The following is a 15,676-nucleotide window of genomic DNA, read 5'->3' on the forward strand; positions in this document are numbered from 1 at the left end:
TTTTCAAGGTCCTATCTAAGAGTTTGTTCTCTTTACTTCTATTTCTATAGTAGAAACATTTCTAGTACGTCCATCTTGTGATTGCATTTGTTCTGAACCTATTGTGATGTTTCCCACGGCAAAGCCTGCATTTTCTGTCTTTCGTGCTATGATTTGAGCTACGTCTACTGCAGCGCCGATACTAAGTCCTCTTGCCTTGATTGATATTTTTGGTTGATTTGCCAACTGTATGAGCGCAGAAGTAACATACGCCATCAGAGGCTTCTTTCCTATGTAGATTATGTCTCTAGATTCGGACATACATTGAGTATCATTTGGGATAATTTAAATCTAAGAATGAAAAATTCGAGGCATTGAAGTTTTTACTGGTCATATTTTTTGGAATAGCAATAATAGGAATTAGTTCTGCATACGGATATCAAGAGGTTTCAACATCAGATTTCAAAGTAGTAAATTCTCTTGGCGAGGATATCAAATCTCCTGTTGTTGATCAGCAGCTTAACTTACAAACTTCTTTAAAGAATTCAGGTGATAAGAACGTCAATTGGGCATACATAGTACAGGTAATTAATTCAGATGGGGCAATTGTTGATCTAAATTATGCCACTGGATCTATTGTAAAAAATCAGACTCTTAACGCAGCGCTTTCATGGACACCACATACAAGAGGAAATTATAAAATTGAAATTTTTGTTTGGGATAATTTGCGCGACATTAATCCACTTGCTTCCATGTTAACTCATGCAATTACTGTAACTTAAAAAAGTGGACCGGGTGGGATTTGAACCCACGATCTCACCCATGCCAAGGGCGTATCCTACTAGGCTAGACGACCGGCCCATATTCAACCAGAATATTACATCTGATTTGCATTAACTTTTTTTGAGAGGTTATTAACGTTTAGCGTGAATCAAAATTTGTATGCAAAATAATAGCATAAGATATTTAACCTTCTAAATCAAAAACTTCACGTGGTCGTAGACAGTAAAGCGATAATTTCATACATACAAATTCAGAAAGAAGATTTAGCTGTTTTTAGATTCAAGCCAAAAGAAGGTGGCGAAGTTCCACAATACAAAGCTGGACAATTTCTTACACTTGGGGCACACATACCAGCAGAGAATAAAGTTATTCGAAGAGCATATTCAATTGCATCAAATCCAGAGACCAGAAATTATATTGAATTATACATAAGATGGGTAAGAAAACCACTACCAGGACGTCTTACTACAGTTTTGTTTAGTGCAAAAGAAGGAGATGAGATAATTTGGTTAAAACCTACTGGACCTTTCACTATAGAAGAAAAAAAACCAGACGGTGAACCAGACAATAGAAGAATAGTATGTCTTGGCGGTGGCACGGGTCTTGCACCATTTGTTAGTTATGCAAAACACCTTCATGCAATAGGAAGTAAAAGAGAAGTTGTAGTATTTCACGGAGCCAGTTATGTTGATGAATTAGGTTACAGAGAAGAATTAACTCGACTAGAAGAAGAGAGTCTTGACCGAGGAAAAGACAAGTGGAATTTCAAATACAGAGCTACTATTAGTAGATCAGATGAATGGTTTAACAGAACTTGGAATGGTAATAAAGGTAGAGTAGAAAGTTTCTTACAGTCAAAAGATGGCGAAATGTCAACACTTGAAAAGATGGTTGGTGAGAAAATTACAAAAGATAATACTGTCTTTTTCATTTGTGGATGGCAGGGAACTATTGATGGATGCATGGATGTTTTAACACCAAAAGGCTTTGTCACAGAAAGAAACAAGCGAGCAGACAAGAGCTTTGAGATAAAGTACGAATCATACGGATAGAAGAAATCATCTTTGAAAGAATAATATTCTATTACCTTGGCGAGTCTACAGGGACGTAGGTTAGCTTGGTAGACTGCCAGCCTCGGGCGCTGGATGTCGTGGGTTCAAGTCCCATCGTCCCTATGTTCGTGAGAATTTTATCACAATTCCAAATAAATGATTGAAATATGCCATAAAAACACAGAAGCCAGTTGACAATCGCAATATATCTTGCACATTTGAATCCCGTTACCAAGGCCCACGTAGAAATTATCAGTGAATTAAAAAATGAAAACGAGGTAAGAGTATTGCCAGTTATATTCATGAAGGATGATAAAGAAATCAACAGCAAAAGTTTTCCATTTAGTTATGACTTGAGAAAGAAAATGCTCGAGGCGGTGTTTGGTGATAGTATTACAGTTTTACCAAATTATACGTTTTATGCACCATTTTTAAAATACATGCCTCCGATGTTATCACCTTATTCATGGAAAATAAAAAAACAAATTCTTGATGAAATAACTAAAGACTATTTCACTTACACCGGAGACAAAGCTGAGGGTTTTGTCCTTAAACTCTATGGACTTAATCCCAAAATAGGAAAAAGAAAGGAAACTTCTGCATCGTCTGTAAAACAAAAGATGTTTGAGGCAGCTATGGGAAAAGATACAGATTGGGAAAATTATGTTGAGTCTGAAGTAGTACAAATAATACGCGAAAACTGGGATACCGTAAAGAAATTTGCAAATGCTGAGGATCTTACATATCGTGTATTAGGAATGAAATTTCCAAGCATTGGATTTTGGTAGAAATAGATTAATTATAGACGGATTGGGTTTTTTAATATGAAACCTTTTGTAGCAAAATTTGTCTGGTTTGATGGAAAAATAGTAAAGGACGAAGATGCAAAGGTTCCAGTTATGACCCATGCCATACATTATGGAACTTCGGTTTTTGAAGGGCTTCGCGGATATTGGAATTCTAAAAACTTGTATATTTTTAGACTTGATGATCACATAAAGAGATTTAGAAATTCAGGTAAGGTGTATTCAATTTCTTTGAGATTTACAGATAAAGAAATAACTAATGCCATAATGGATCTTTGTAAAAAAAATAATGTAAAAGAATCATGCTACATAAGACCATTTTATTTTGTAGGCAGACATGGAATTAATCTCCATGTCACTGAAAATACTCCAACACATGCAGTTGTAGTTATGTTTCCTTTTGGAGAATTGTTCAACAAAAATGGAATAAAGACTGGCATATCTTCTTGGAGACGAATTAGCGATATGTCTACACCACCACTTGCAAAAATGGGTGGAAATTATCTTAATTCCATACTAGCAACACAGGAATCAAAGAGAAATGGTTACGATGAAGCCATATTATTAGATCATCTAGGAAACATAAGTGAGGCACCTGGCGAAAACATATTCATTATAAGAAATGGAAAGTTGCTAACTCCTCCACCTAGCTCATCAGCATTGGAAGGGATAACAAAGGATTCTGTTATTGAGATAGCAAAAGATCTTGGTTATCAAACAATTGAGCGAGAAATTCCTAGAACTGAGATTTATTTTGCTGATGAAGTATTTCTGACAGGAACAGCTGCAGAGATAACTCCAGTTATTTCAATAGATGGTAAAAAGATCGGAGATGGTAAAATAGGCAAGATTACGGGAAAGATTAGAACGATCTATTCAGATATTACAATTGGCAAAAATAAAAAATACTCAAAGTGGATTACAGCGGTATATTGAGATGAAAATAGTTCAAATAGGTACTGGTGGCTTCGGAAAAAATCACGCTAGAATTCTTTCTCAACTTGGAGTTCTTTCTGCAATATGTGACATGAATGAGTCCCGTGCAGAAGAATTTGGCAAAAAATATTCTGTAAATTATTATTCATCCCTAGATTCCCTTATGGATTCAGAGCAATTTGATGCAGCATTTGTTTGTACACCTACTTCAACTCATTTTGGCATAGCAAAAAAACTCTTAGAGCAAAAGAAAAATGTCTTTGTAGAAAAACCTATGACTTATCTTTCACATGAGGGTGAAGAGTTACTTGAGCTAGCCAAGAAAAACAAGGTGATTCTCACAAGTGGCTACATTGAGAGATTCAATCCTGCTGTCTCACTTGTTAAAGAATATGTTAAGGCAAAGAAGTATGGTGAATTGATAATGCTTGAATTTCACAGAGAAAACAGAATGCCCAATCACATAAAAGATGTAGGAATTATTTATGATACTTCAGTTCATGACATAGATACTGCCATGTGGTTGTTTGATGATGTGCCAGAAGTTGTATTTGCAAGATCTGGAAAAATAAGACATGAACATGAAGATTTTGCAACAATTATGCTAGGCTTCAAAGATAACAGAGTTGCAATCATATCATCAAACTGGATTACTCCAATCCGTGTAAGAAAATTCATTGCTGTATGTGGAGATGCAATAATTTCTTCGGATTTTATTACACAAGAAGTAAAGATTGAAACTAGTTCCGGAGCTGAAATACCTCGCAAGGAAATGGAAGAGCCACTACTTTTAGAGATAAAGAATTTCATTTCGGCAATAGAGGGAAAAGATACCATAAGAGTAAAAGCAGAAGATGCTGTAAATACCACCAAAATTGCAGAAGCGGCACTTTTATCTAGTCAAAAAGGAACTCCAATCTATCTAGACCTAAAATGAACAGAAAACTGATAGAGATTTTAGCGTGTCCAATAGACAAACACTTTCCACTTGAGCTTGTAGAATTTAATTCCAAAGACGAAATTGTTTCCGACGGCGTAATATTTTGCTCAAAGTGTTCAAGATATTATCCAATAATAGAAGAGATTCCCATAATGTTACCTGATGAACTACGTGACAAAAATCAAGATATTGAATTCTTAAACAAGTACAAAAATACTCTTCCTGACAAGATAGTTTCAAAAGGCTTTCCATGGCATTTGTGATAAAAAATGGTAACAAATTTTATTTCTGAAAAAGCAAAACTTGGGAAAAATGTAAGAATATGGCATTTTGCTTACGTAGGAGATAATGCAGAGATTGGAGATAACGTCAAGATTGGTTCTCTTGCACATGTAGATTACAATGTAAAGATAGGAGAAAATACAATGATAGAGGGACTTGTCTACATACCGCCTCTTTCCATAATTGGAAAAAATGTTTTCATTGGTCCAGCCGCAGCGTTAACCAATGATCCGTATCCTGCCAGTAAAAAGATGATGGGAGTAATCATAGAAGATGGAGCTGTCATAGGCTCCAGGGCAGTAATTAAGGCAGGAGTTAGAATAGGTAAGAATAGTGTGGTGGCAATGGGTGCAGTAGTAACAAAGGATGTTCCACCCAATTGTGTTGTAGTTGGAGTTCCAGCCAAAGTCAAGTATTCAAGAGAAGAATACGATAAGAAGAAGAAGAAGTGGGAAGAAAGCTAGTGACTCATTTGTTTTTGAAAAATCCAGTTCTTTATTTTTGACATTAGTAAAACCCAAAGCACCACTAGTATCATAGCAATGGCTGCTTTTACAATAGAATCCAGTATATGATCAAATACACCAAATCCATGTATTGAGAGCGGTGCTATAATTGTGACAAGTAATCCACCACCGCCAATAATCAGTGCCCACATTACAAAAATGTAGAAAAAGATAGAGTTTCCTTTCATATTTTGATCTCCATCATAAAAGCTGTAATGATTGCCAATGCTGCAGAAAACAAGGCTAGTCTAAAAATCACAAACCCTACTTGCTTTTCAGTCATAGGTCCATTGGCTAAAATCAATCTCACAAGAGTTACTGGTGCTGATTTGTCATCACTTGCCATTAGCTTAAAGTCTTCAGTATGAATTACAGGCTTTGCTTTAATCTGTCTATGTTCAATCACTCTTTTTACACTAGAGAGAAACAGAAAAGAGTTTATCACTGCAGGAAGTAATGCAATTGCTGCAATAACTTCAACGTGACCTACAATAGCTAATGTACCAAACATTGCTCCCATAGTTAGAGCACCAGAATCTCCAGGAAATATCCTACTAGGAACTTTATGATATTTGTAAAATGCTAGAGAGACAAAGCCCAGAGGTAAACTTGCCAGAGCAATATCATAATTATGTACAATTACAAGACAGATTGTAAGTGCAAAACTTGCAATTGTCATAAATCCACTTGCAACACCATTGAGTACATCAATAGAGTTTATCGCATTCCCCGTTATAGGAATCATAAAAATTATCAATGCTAAATAGAGTTCCGGTAAACGTACTGATCCAAATAATGGAAATGCAAGATGTGGATAATACACTCCCAGCAAAATAATAGGTATTGCGGATCCCGCAAGGGCTAAAGGTTTGAACCAACCACTAAGGACTTTACGGTCATCAGCAAAACCTACAAGAAAAGCAAGTGAAGTTGTAATTATGATTGCCATTATTGCAGTAGAAGGGAAAAATGTATAGAGTACAAATTCAGAAGCCAAAATTCCTGCAAGTATAGAAGGTCCTCCAGGGCGAGCGACCATTGTTGCAACCTCTTTATTGTAGTCTTTTACAACCATGTTTCTCTTTGTTAGTACGTTAATCAGACTAGGAGTAATTGCATAAACAGTAACAAATGCTATTGCTGAGATCAGTATTCCTACGATTGTTCTATCCAGCATTATCTTATCTTTTTCAGATGCGTCTTTATGTTTTCTGCGATAACTGGTCCTATCTTGTCCATTTTTGCTAGTTTTTCAGTAGGTATTTCATTTAGTTCCTCAGTAGTTTTTATGCCATTTTTGAAGAGTATTCTTGCTCTGACTCTTCCAATTCCTTTTACACGTACCAAATCAACAAGCTCTTTTTTGATTCCATAGGCAATTCTAGACCTTAAAGTATCAATCTCAATTAAGATTTCATCTTTTTTCTCTAGTTTTGCAATCTCATAAAGCGCATGGACAAGCCAGTCAGCAGTTTCTGCTATTCTATGCATGTCCCCAGATTCAATACCAAAGTTATCAGAGAGAAATATTTCACTTGACTCATTAATCCAAGCATGTATTGCAAGAAGACTTCTATTACAATCATATTCTGAGATATTTTCAATTAATTGATCAGCATAATTTTCAATCAAAGTACCTACAAGTTCATAATCTTTGTTTCTCAGTGAAAACTTTGGGAAAAAATCTTCAGAGCTTGTAATAACATGTAACAAACCAAGAGTATGTCCTTTCGTTGAAATTTTTTCTAATGATTTTCTAAACAGAACTGCAGTTAGTGGATCAATATACAATGTAGAAGTTTTTTTGCCAAATTCTGTTGCAATGTACCTATTTCCTTTTTGTTTTACAAGTTCTTCAGATTCAAGATATCTTAGAGTAATTTGAATATGGAATTTTATTGTAGTCTTTCTTTCTTGAGAGCCTGAAAGTGTCTTTGAAAAAAATTCTACTATGTCTTCTCCTTTGATACCAGGACTAGTAGATACAAAGCTAAGAAGATGTATCCTTAATGCCTTGTCTCCAGTAAGCTTTGAAGAAATCGGTTCCGGAATTCCATTTATGTAATAATCAAAAATTTCTTCACTATTTGAGTTAGCAACGATGATTGCTTCTCCATATTCATCATATTGTGGTCTACCTGCACGACCACATAGCTGCTTGTACTCAAGTATGCTAATTGGTTTGTTAGCCCCATACTTTGCATCAAATCTAGTCACATTAGCAACAACTACTCTTCTTGCCGGAAGATTTACTCCTGCAGATAAGGTAGGAGTGGACGCTAGAATCTTTATCCTCTTATTTCTAAATTCAGACTCGATTAGATCTCTGCAGTTTTGATTAAGACCGGCATGATGAAAAGCTACTCCATTTTTAACTAGAGTTGCCAAGGTCTTGACAAGTTCAGTTTGTTCATTATCATTTAGAATTTTTTGTGAGATTTTTTCTAATGATTCTTTTTCATCGTTGTTTAGAGTCCTGTATACTGCTTCTGATGCCTTTGTAGCAAGTGATACTGAACGAGTTCTTGTTTCTGCAAATAAAATGGCTTGACCTCCATTCTTCAGTGAATCCAACCCCAAGTCAACTGGCGGACCTCGGACACTTGTTTCAATTTCAAATTTTTTTCTATCTTGCATGGTTATTACGCCTTGATCATAAACTCCTTCTGACAAAGGAACTGGTCTCCATTCACTATGTACAAGTTTACATTCTAACCAGTCAGAAATTTCATCAGCATTTGTAACAGTAGCACTAAGAGCTAGTATCTGAGGTTTTTGCGGTAACAATTTTAGTTTTGTAAGTATAATTTCAAGAGTAGGACCCCTATCATCATCACCTAACAAATGAACTTCATCAGCAATTACAAGACTTATTTCATCTATCCATTCCGCACCTTGCCTTATGATAGAATCCATTTTTTCATTAGTTAATACAAGAATGTCATTTTGACCTAGGCTTTTGTCAGATATGTCAAAATCACCAGTTGATATTTGAATTTTTAAATTTTTTCCAAGGTCAACAGATTCAAGTTTTTTGAATTCATTAAATTTTTCTGATGCAAGAGCCTTTAGAGGACTAAGATATACCATCTTACCTTTTTTTTCAGACAGATGTTTTATTATTGCAAGCATCGCAAGTAATGTTTTACCACTTGCAGTTGGAGCAGAGACTAAGATACTTTTCCCTTCAAGCAATCCAGCTTTGATTGTTTTTTCTTGAGGAGGATATAGATTTACATATCCATTTTTTTGCAGAAATTCAATTGCGGAGGAAGGAATGTCTAACTGCTCTATTTTCATACCCGGTTATAATGACCAGGTTTTGATTCATAAATAGCTGACTCTCTTTGCAATTTTTTCATATATTTTCTTGCTTCTTCTTCTGTGAACTTGCCAGTCTTGACCAATTCTTTGACAAATGTTTTTTCTTCAACAGGTCTCTTTTCATCTCCCTCAAGTGATTTCATTACATCCATGAATAATTGCATCTTTGAGACTTCACTGTGAGGACGGCCCTGAAGTACACCAAGATCAACTTTTCCAGTATTCACATCAACTCCTGCGTCTTGCAACATACTTTGTATGAGAAAGATGGCTCTTTCTGCATCTTCTCCATCAACTTGTGTTTTCATTAATAGTCTAGCTCTTGCTGTGGCTAATCTTACAAGTCCTTCTAGTTGTCTAGGTGTAACTGTTATCATTCCTTCAGATTCCACATTTCTCATTGTCATATAGTAATTCAGAATTTTATCTTCTGCCTCGGGAGTAAGATTTGGATCAGATCTTTTTGCATATGACAGATATTTTGTAAGAATATCAACATCAATTAGCGATTTTGTATCAGTTCCCGAAGCCCTGTGTAAATTCAATATGTGTCGTGCTATTATCGTATCTTTTTCTTTTGATGGAATATCTCTCACAACAAAGATAAGATCAAAACGTGTTAGAAGTGGAACTGGAAGGTTAACGTTCTCTGTAATGTTCTTGAAAGGATCATATTTTCCATACATTGGGTTTGCAGCAGCCAAAATTGATGTCCTTGCATTCAATGTTGCAACGATTCCACCTTTTGCTATACTTACAGACTGTTGTTCCATAGTTTCATGTAATGCACTTCTATCTTCTGGTCTCATTTTATCAAATTCATCTATACAGACAAGACCTTGATCACCCAAGACTACGGCACCTGCCTCAAGCATCATTATACCAATTTTATCCCTTACAACTGCTGCTGTGAGTCCTGCAGCAGTTGAACCTCTTCCAGATGTATATAGTCCTCTAGGGGCAATTCTTGCACAGAATTTTAACATCTCACTTTTTGCCGTACCAGGGTCACCCACCAAAAAGATGTTGATATCACCACGAATTTTAGCACCATCAGCAAGAAGTCTTTGAGTAGACCCTACAATTAACAATAAAATGGCTTCTTTGATTATATCATGTCCTTTTACATGAGGCGCAAACGAAGCTATAAGCCTATCATAAATATCAGCATTTTGGACAAGTGATTTGATTATTCTTTCTTCATCAGGAGAAATTTCCTCTCGCTCAGTACTTCTAGAAGCCTTATTTCCACGTCCCCGATGAAACTCGATATTATTTCCCTGAATTCTTAATCTGTAAATCCCACTCTTCCCTCTCATAGTAGGGATATGTTCCTGTTCAATTCTTACAATTCCTGTCAGGATAATACGATCTCCAGGTCTTGCGTTGTCAACCAAATCTTGCAAGACTGTCACATCAAGGTAATGTGGCAATTGTCCTGGAGGCAAATCCTCTGGTAATTCTTGTAGTCTCACCATCTGGAAATCAATAAACTTGCTTTGCTCAGGACTTATCTCAAGATCTCTATGAGTACATTTGCCATTATCGCATTTGAGTGGTTCCTTAAACTCTAGACCTTTTTCCTGAACTCTTACAGTCTTGTGATTATCTGGACAAAAATAGACTAGTTCTTTTGCAAGAGGTTTAATTTCAGAAGATCTAACAACCATTCCAGATACACTTATCATTTTTCCAATAACTTCTGCATTTACTTCACGCAAACTACGTTGAGATGGATAATTTGAGATTCTGGCTCGAATATCATGACGAATTTTTTCTGCGTATTGTGGAAATCTTTCTTTAAGAATATCTTTTATTGCACCACCAAAGGCTCGAAGAATTTCATCAGGATCAACATTAAATACTGATTCAATTTCAGGGTTTGATACTAGATCATTATAATCAGCTACAATGTATTGTGTTTTCTTTGCCATCATTTGATCTATTTCATCAACATATTTGTAAGAACCAGATTTGTCTTTGAATTGACTTAAAAATTCTCTCACTTGATCTTGAAGTTTACTTTTTGAAATTGATTCAGATTGTGCAGTCAATTTTTATCACCCAGTATTTGTTTTTTGAATTCAGTGCTATTATTATGAATATAATCAAATAATGTACGTTCTTCAATTGTCAATTTCTTTGCTAAATCAGATGTCATCTTGGATGAATCTGCTAATCTGATTATTTTTCCCTGTCTTTTACGAATAAGAGAGTTCAACATGCTTTCTATTTTATCATGATCTTCCTGTGGAAGTCTTTGTGTGAATGAATTCACTTTGATGTAAAAGTCCAATTCTAGCGTAGAAAGATCAAAATCTCCTTGGACATTTTCTTTCATAACTGCTTGTTTCAAAGCTACTACCATATCCGTATCTTGTACTTGAACAAGTTTTTCTGCTGATAATACTTCGGCTACCCATCTAGAGACGCTCATTATCTCACCTTGCTTAGATTCTACTGTTACTGTGGGTGCCTCTATTTTGAGATCATATACAAAATTGACTTTAACGTCCTGTAATCGATATCCTATACTATGTACTTGTATGAGTTCTGATATGTTCAATTTACTCGATCCTACTTCAGGCCTCTAAAGGGATCGATCGATCAATTCTGTTAACCATTTACTTTGATCATTTGATCTAGATTCTATTTGTACAGATCCATGTCTCTTCATAACTGAAATACCTTTTTTCTCATTCATCATTAGAATCTGAGTTATCATCCTTGCAATGTAAGTCTTTTTCAAACATAATAACAACAGGTCATAGAGCAATACCCAAGTGCCTGATTTAGATCGATATTAGTAATTTACAATTTGATTTCCTAGACTTAATTTTATTAGTAGGTGAAAGACGTATGTTCCTATGATAGAATCTTCGATGTGGGTAGAAAAATATCGTCCAACAAAGATCGCATCTATAATTAATCAGAAAGAGATAGTTGGTAGTCTACGATCGCTTCTAAAAAACACATCAGAAATGCCGCATCTATTATTTTCTGGCTCGGCTGGAGTTGGTAAGACAACTACTGCATTATGTCTTGCAAGAGAAATTTTAGGAGATGCATGGCGTGAGTATACTTTGGAGTTGAATGCATCCGATGAACGTGGTATCAATATGGTAAGGGAGAGAGTAAAGAAATTTGCAAGGTTCTCGGGTTTGGATACTAACATTCCATTTAAACTTGTAATTTTGGACGAAGCTGATGAGATGACTTCAGATGCTCAGACCGCCTTAAGAAGAATTATTGAGGATACGTCAAAACATTGTAGATTCGTCATGATTGCAAATAACATATCAAAAATCATAGAACCTCTTCAAAGTAGATGCGCTGTTTTCAAGTTTACAAGGATATCAGAGGAAGATGTAGTAAGCCATTTAGAAGAAATTTGTAAAAAAGAGAAGATAAAGTATAATGAAAATGGTCTAAAAACATTGTATTTGTATTCAGAAGGTGATATGCGTCATTCCATAAACATGTTACAAGCAACTGCAAGTGTTGGAACTATAAATGAAGAGAATGTAAAATCTTCTGCTGGACTTGCTAAAACAAGTGACGTTAGTGTTATTCTAAAACTTGCACTTGATGGAAAACTTTCAGAAGCTAGGAGCAAGATGATTGAACTCATCAAAGTATACGGAATGTCTGAATCAGACTTTCTAAAATATCTCAATGAAGAATGTTACAGAATTAAGACGCCTCACTTGTCAGAGATTTTAGAAGCCATAGCAAAATATGACTATAGATTAATCATAGGAGCTAATCCAGAGATTCAGCTTTCAGCTTTACTTGCAGAAATTGGAAATATAGAAAAATAATAACGCAGAGAGAGGGATTTGAACCCCCGCGTGCTTGCGCACATAGGCTCTCAAGGCCCACGCCATGCCGGGCTAGGCGACCTCTGCAAGTTTTTTTTGTAAGGACTTGTTAAAATTTGTTTAAGATCACATGTTTTTTAGACATCCGTAGGGATTATCAATAAGAAAAAGAAAAGGGACGAAAAATTCTAGTGGTGTGCGTGTGGATTTTCAGAACCAGATTCCATTTTTACAAAGGTTCCGGCTGCTTTCTCATGGTGTTCCAAGTTAGATTGGTCTACCTTAATGGCTTGTGGAGGACAAACTGAAACGCATGCCATGCACCATATACAGTCATGTTCTCTAATTGGATCAGCCTTGTCAGTGTAGTCCTTTCTGTGTTCTTTTTCAGATTCACCAGTTCCAGCAAATGTTGCATCTATTGTCTTATTTGCAGGAATGTCTTGTTCTGTTCTATACCATTGGAAAACTTGTACTGGGCATGCTTCAATGCATGCACCGTCTGCAACACATGAATCCCAGTCTACTGCTACCATTGTACCACTAACACCTACTGGTTCGATTTTTTCTCCTCGAGCCTTGAAGGACTCGATGCAATTTTCATCTTTTGAGGCTTCTGCTAATTTACCAGGGCCCCATCTAAAGTGAAAATGCTCACCATCGGAGTGATTTATTTTTCCAATTGGTTTGAAACCTTTTGGAAAGTCTTCTGCTATCGGCATAGTTTTTTGTCGCAGGCTATGTTATTTAAACCTAGATAAAACTAAGCAAGTTTTGCAATCTCTTTTTCGTGAATATCCTGATTTAACTGATCAACCTTGATTGCCTTGGTCGGACAAACTTCAACGCAAGCCATGCACCAAATACAATCTGCTTCTTTTACTGGATTTGCTTTGTCAGTGTAATCTTTTCTGTCATTTCTACCTGTTTCGCCAGGATTTTTGTACCATTCAAAAACCTTAACGGGACAACTTAACAAACAGATGCCATCAGCAACACATGAATCCCAGTCTACTGCTACAAATGTACCATGTACTCCTATCGGTTTTATTTCTTCACCTGAAGCTTCCGAGTCAGATTTTACTTTAGGATCAGATGCAGCTTCAGCAAGACGTCCAGGACCCCAAACCAGATGATAGTTTTCACTTAATGGATCTTTGAATTTTTCAATCACTTTGTGATTTGCTGGAAAATTTGAATCTATAGGCACATTATCAGAAGTTCTTGTTTGTTATTTAAAGTGTGTACAAGATAAATTCATATCTTTAACAAATCCCTCTAAGTTTATTGGGAATTTTCAAGTATGATGTATATCGTAATCCTAATGTAGGAATATATGCCAAGTGTAACGACAAGTTTGTTTTCATACCAAATGGATTTGCTCCTACGAAAGCAAAGAACTTGGCAGAATTTTTGAAAACTGATTATATCTTTACGTCAGTTGCAAATACAAGATTACTCGGACCACTAATGGTTGTAAATAACAAAGGACTTTTGCTTCCACATAATTGTTATCAAGAAGAGATAACTCATTTAAAAAAATCAACTGGACTTAATGTTGGTGTCCTAGACACAAAACATACCGCATTAGGAAATTTAATTTGTACAAACGATAAAGGAGCAGTAGTATCTCCACTCATTCCATCAGAATATGTCAAACAAATTGAAGATGTATTAGGAGTAGAGGTGATAAGAAAAAGAGTTGCAGGATATCATCAGACTGGTGCAATGACAGTGGCAAATTCCAAAGGTGGAATTATTCATCCATCTACAGAAGAAGAAGATATCAAAACAATATCACAAGTACTAGGTGTAGAATTAGAGCCTGCCACAGTCAACGGTGGATCGCCGTATCTTGCTTCAGGCACTCTTGCAAATAATAATTCGTTAGTTGTAGGAGGTCTTACAAATGGTCCTGAGCTTATGATGCTTACAAAAGCCTTCAGAGTGGAAGACTAGATTTTAGATCATTTAACATAACAACTATCTTTACCTGTTTTTCAGAACCATCTCTCATATTTCGAATTATAACAGAATTATCAGCATATTCCTTTGGAGCAACTATTACAACATATTTCGAGTTGGAGGCAATTTCCATCTGTTTTTTAAGTGATCTTCCTAATAGATCTACATCAGTCGGAATACCTTTTAGACGAAGTTGTGATGTAAGATTAATCGCAATTTTTTTCATATCATCATTTATGAAAACTACAGATATTCGATCTTCTTTAGATAGTATGTTTACATTCTGTTTCTCCAACAATAGAACAATTCGCTCTACTCCTCCAGCTGCGCCTGTAGCACCAAGATCATTTCTTCCGAAGGCTTTAGTCAGTGCATCATATCTTCCACCCCCTACAAGTGCACCTACATCATTGTTTTCAAATACCTCAAAAACTATTCCGGAATAATAGTCAAGACCTCGTACTATTCCAAAGTTTATTCTAACATTATCAACACCGCGATTTTTTAAAGTATCAAACAATTGCAAGATCTTGTCCCAATTTTTTAGTTGACTGACATCAACTTCTTTTTCAATTTCTTCAGGCAATCCCTTAATTTCAGAAAATTTGAGAATTTGCTCTAGTGCAGGTACTGAGTATCCCTTTTCTTTGTATTCATTAATTATATCCTGTCTTCTCTTTTTTTGAATCTTATCAACAGCCCTTAGAATATCACCAATTACAGCAGAAGAGTCAGATTTGAATATACTTCTAACATACGATTCAATAAGTTCTCTATCACAGATATCAATTACAATATTTTCGAGTCCTAATTTTGTAAGAAATTTAGATGTAAAATCAATTATTTCAGCATCTGATTCGATGTTTGGTTCCCCATAGATCTCTATATCCCATTGATGAAAGAATCTGTATCTGCCCTTTTGTGGTTCATCATAACGCCATACACCACCAAATGTTGAGATTTTAGCAGGCAATCTCATTGATTTTTGAGATGCAGCATAACGTGTTAGACCGATTGTAAAATCAAAACGTAGTGCTACTTCACGATTTCCTTTGTCAGTAAAATAATAAATTTCATTTTTTATTGATGGACCACTCTTTGTTTCTATCACTGATAGTAATTCAATTGGAGAAGATTCCATAAACTGAAAACCAAACAAATTTGAGGTCTCAATAAATTTCTGTCGTACAAATTCAATTTCAGAAGATTCCTTGGGTTCTATATCTCGCATACCGCGTGGTAGTTCCAATTTCAAAACTCATTCTTTTTCCAATGCATTTAG

At 35.6% G+C, this 15,676-nt stretch carries 18 protein-coding genes and 3 tRNA genes; 10 read left to right on the forward strand and 11 right to left on the reverse strand.

The annotated features are described in order from the left end of the window. Positions 1-15 precede the first annotated feature (15 nt). Complete coding sequence (locus C0Q33_RS06955) at positions 16-300, reverse strand: AlbA family DNA/RNA-binding protein (protein ID WP_101477883.1); 285 nt, start codon at positions 298-300, stop codon at positions 16-18. 53 nt (positions 301-353) lie between these two features. On the opposite strand from C0Q33_RS06955, the gene C0Q33_RS06960 reads away from it, so the two are divergent. Then, positions 354-761, forward strand: a complete 408-nt coding sequence (locus tag C0Q33_RS06960) for a hypothetical protein (protein ID WP_101477884.1) — start codon at positions 354-356, stop codon at positions 759-761. 5 nt (positions 762-766) lie between these two features. On the opposite strand, the gene C0Q33_RS06965 is transcribed toward C0Q33_RS06960, so the two are convergent. Beyond that, positions 767-840: transfer RNA gene (locus C0Q33_RS06965), tRNA-Ala, on the reverse strand. Positions 841-971: 131 nt separating this feature from the next. Here C0Q33_RS06965 and C0Q33_RS06970 point away from each other — a divergent pair. The 7 genes from C0Q33_RS06970 (at position 972) to C0Q33_RS07000 (ending at position 5,242) form a co-directional block, all read left to right on the forward strand. Beyond that, positions 972-1,814 (forward strand): FAD-binding oxidoreductase, encoded by an 843-nt coding sequence (locus C0Q33_RS06970; protein WP_101477885.1) that lies wholly within the window; start codon positions 972-974, stop codon positions 1,812-1,814. 49 nt (positions 1,815-1,863) lie between these two features. Continuing rightward, positions 1,864-1,937 (forward strand) — tRNA-Pro (locus tag C0Q33_RS06975). A gap of 68 nt (positions 1,938-2,005) precedes the next feature. Then, complete coding sequence (locus tag C0Q33_RS06980) at positions 2,006-2,602, forward strand: nucleotidyl transferase family protein (RefSeq protein WP_101477886.1); 597 nt, start codon at positions 2,006-2,008, stop codon at positions 2,600-2,602. A gap of 36 nt (positions 2,603-2,638) precedes the next feature. Further along, the gene (locus tag C0Q33_RS06985; RefSeq protein WP_101477887.1) at positions 2,639-3,556 is read left to right on the forward strand and encodes a branched-chain amino acid transaminase; all 918 of its coding nucleotides are present in this window, start codon (positions 2,639-2,641) and stop codon (positions 3,554-3,556) included. A gap of 1 nt (position 3,557) precedes the next feature. Then, positions 3,558-4,493: a Gfo/Idh/MocA family protein gene (locus C0Q33_RS06990; RefSeq protein WP_101477961.1), complete on the forward strand. Its 936-nt coding sequence runs from the start codon at positions 3,558-3,560 to the stop codon at positions 4,491-4,493. Continuing rightward, entirely contained in the window at positions 4,490-4,759 is a 270-nt protein-coding gene (locus tag C0Q33_RS06995; protein WP_101477888.1) for a Trm112 family protein, read from the forward strand. The genes C0Q33_RS06990 and C0Q33_RS06995 overlap by 4 nt, the downstream gene beginning before the upstream one ends. Before the next feature lie 6 nt (positions 4,760-4,765). Next, entirely contained in the window at positions 4,766-5,242 is a 477-nt protein-coding gene (locus C0Q33_RS07000) for an acyltransferase (protein WP_101477889.1), read from the forward strand. Here C0Q33_RS07000 and C0Q33_RS07005 read toward each other — a convergent pair. Genes C0Q33_RS07005 through C0Q33_RS07025 form a run of 5 tightly spaced genes read right to left on the reverse strand, consistent with a single transcriptional unit; the run spans position 5,239 to position 11,174 of the window. Continuing rightward, positions 5,239-5,472, reverse strand: coding sequence for a hypothetical protein (locus tag C0Q33_RS07005; RefSeq protein ID WP_101477890.1), 234 nt, complete (start codon positions 5,470-5,472; stop codon positions 5,239-5,241). The genes C0Q33_RS07000 and C0Q33_RS07005 overlap by 4 nt on opposite strands. Beyond that, positions 5,469-6,461 (reverse strand): MraY family glycosyltransferase, encoded by a 993-nt coding sequence (locus tag C0Q33_RS07010; protein WP_101477891.1) that lies wholly within the window; start codon positions 6,459-6,461, stop codon positions 5,469-5,471. The genes C0Q33_RS07005 and C0Q33_RS07010 overlap by 4 nt, the downstream gene beginning before the upstream one ends. Further along, positions 6,461-8,584 (reverse strand): DEAD/DEAH box helicase, encoded by a 2,124-nt coding sequence (locus tag C0Q33_RS07015; protein WP_101477892.1) that lies wholly within the window; start codon positions 8,582-8,584, stop codon positions 6,461-6,463. Before C0Q33_RS07015 ends, C0Q33_RS07010 begins: the two co-directional genes overlap by 1 nt. Then, entirely contained in the window at positions 8,581-10,662 is a 2,082-nt protein-coding gene (locus C0Q33_RS07020; RefSeq protein WP_101477893.1) for a minichromosome maintenance protein MCM, read from the reverse strand. Before C0Q33_RS07020 ends, C0Q33_RS07015 begins: the two co-directional genes overlap by 4 nt. Beyond that, complete coding sequence (locus C0Q33_RS07025) at positions 10,659-11,174, reverse strand: DNA replication complex GINS family protein (RefSeq protein WP_245867372.1); 516 nt, start codon at positions 11,172-11,174, stop codon at positions 10,659-10,661. Before C0Q33_RS07025 ends, C0Q33_RS07020 begins: the two co-directional genes overlap by 4 nt. Before the next feature lie 301 nt (positions 11,175-11,475). Here C0Q33_RS07025 and C0Q33_RS07030 point away from each other — a divergent pair, with 301 nt between their 5' ends. Continuing rightward, the gene (locus C0Q33_RS07030) at positions 11,476-12,429 is read left to right on the forward strand and encodes a replication factor C small subunit (RefSeq protein ID WP_101477894.1); all 954 of its coding nucleotides are present in this window, start codon (positions 11,476-11,478) and stop codon (positions 12,427-12,429) included. A gap of 3 nt (positions 12,430-12,432) precedes the next feature. On the opposite strand, the gene C0Q33_RS07035 is transcribed toward C0Q33_RS07030, so the two are convergent. From C0Q33_RS07035 to C0Q33_RS07045, 3 genes are all read right to left on the reverse strand, one after another. Next, a tRNA-Ser gene (locus C0Q33_RS07035) sits at positions 12,433-12,516 on the reverse strand. A 101-nt stretch (positions 12,517-12,617) separates the two neighbouring features. Next, a complete protein-coding gene (locus tag C0Q33_RS07040) occupies positions 12,618-13,151 on the reverse strand; it encodes a 4Fe-4S dicluster domain-containing protein (RefSeq protein WP_101477895.1) in 534 nt (177 codons plus the stop codon). Positions 13,152-13,192: 41 nt separating this feature from the next. Continuing rightward, on the reverse strand, positions 13,193-13,639 hold the full coding sequence (locus tag C0Q33_RS07045; RefSeq protein ID WP_101477896.1) for a 4Fe-4S dicluster domain-containing protein: 447 nt from the start codon (positions 13,637-13,639) through the stop codon (positions 13,193-13,195). A gap of 77 nt (positions 13,640-13,716) precedes the next feature. Here C0Q33_RS07045 and C0Q33_RS07050 point away from each other — a divergent pair, with 77 nt between their 5' ends. Beyond that, a complete protein-coding gene (locus tag C0Q33_RS07050; RefSeq protein WP_101477897.1) occupies positions 13,717-14,388 on the forward strand; it encodes a translation initiation factor IF-6 in 672 nt (223 codons plus the stop codon). Here the strand turns inward: C0Q33_RS07050 and hisS are convergent. Then, entirely contained in the window at positions 14,372-15,643 is a 1,272-nt protein-coding gene (gene hisS / locus C0Q33_RS07055) for a histidine--tRNA ligase (protein ID WP_101477963.1), read from the reverse strand. The genes C0Q33_RS07050 and hisS overlap by 17 nt on opposite strands. Between the last annotated feature and the right edge of the window lie 33 nt (positions 15,644-15,676).

Origin of the sequence: Candidatus Nitrosotalea bavarica, from assembly GCF_900167955.1 — an archaeon.
In the GTDB taxonomy this organism is placed as follows: domain Archaea; phylum Thermoproteota; class Nitrososphaeria; order Nitrososphaerales; family Nitrosopumilaceae; genus Nitrosotalea; species Nitrosotalea bavarica.

Coding starts and splice junctions, on each gene's coding strand:
- C0Q33_RS07040 (WP_101477895.1), bottom strand. CDS start 13,151: ATGCCGATAGCAGAAGACTTTCCAAAAGGTTTCAAACCAATTGGAAAA.
- C0Q33_RS06985 (WP_101477887.1), top strand. CDS start 2,639: ATGAAACCTTTTGTAGCAAAATTTGTCTGGTTTGATGGAAAAATAGTA.
- C0Q33_RS07000 (WP_101477889.1), top strand. CDS start 4,766: ATGGTAACAAATTTTATTTCTGAAAAAGCAAAACTTGGGAAAAATGTA.
- C0Q33_RS07010 (WP_101477891.1), bottom strand. CDS start 6,461: ATGCTGGATAGAACAATCGTAGGAATACTGATCTCAGCAATAGCATTT.
- C0Q33_RS07030 (WP_101477894.1), top strand. CDS start 11,476: ATGATAGAATCTTCGATGTGGGTAGAAAAATATCGTCCAACAAAGATC.
- C0Q33_RS07005 (WP_101477890.1), bottom strand. CDS start 5,472: ATGAAAGGAAACTCTATCTTTTTCTACATTTTTGTAATGTGGGCACTG.
- C0Q33_RS06990 (WP_101477961.1), top strand. CDS start 3,558: ATGAAAATAGTTCAAATAGGTACTGGTGGCTTCGGAAAAAATCACGCT.
- C0Q33_RS06995 (WP_101477888.1), top strand. CDS start 4,490: ATGAACAGAAAACTGATAGAGATTTTAGCGTGTCCAATAGACAAACAC.
- C0Q33_RS06955 (WP_101477883.1), bottom strand. CDS start 300: ATGTCCGAATCTAGAGACATAATCTACATAGGAAAGAAGCCTCTGATG.
- C0Q33_RS07015 (WP_101477892.1), bottom strand. CDS start 8,584: ATGAAAATAGAGCAGTTAGACATTCCTTCCTCCGCAATTGAATTTCTG.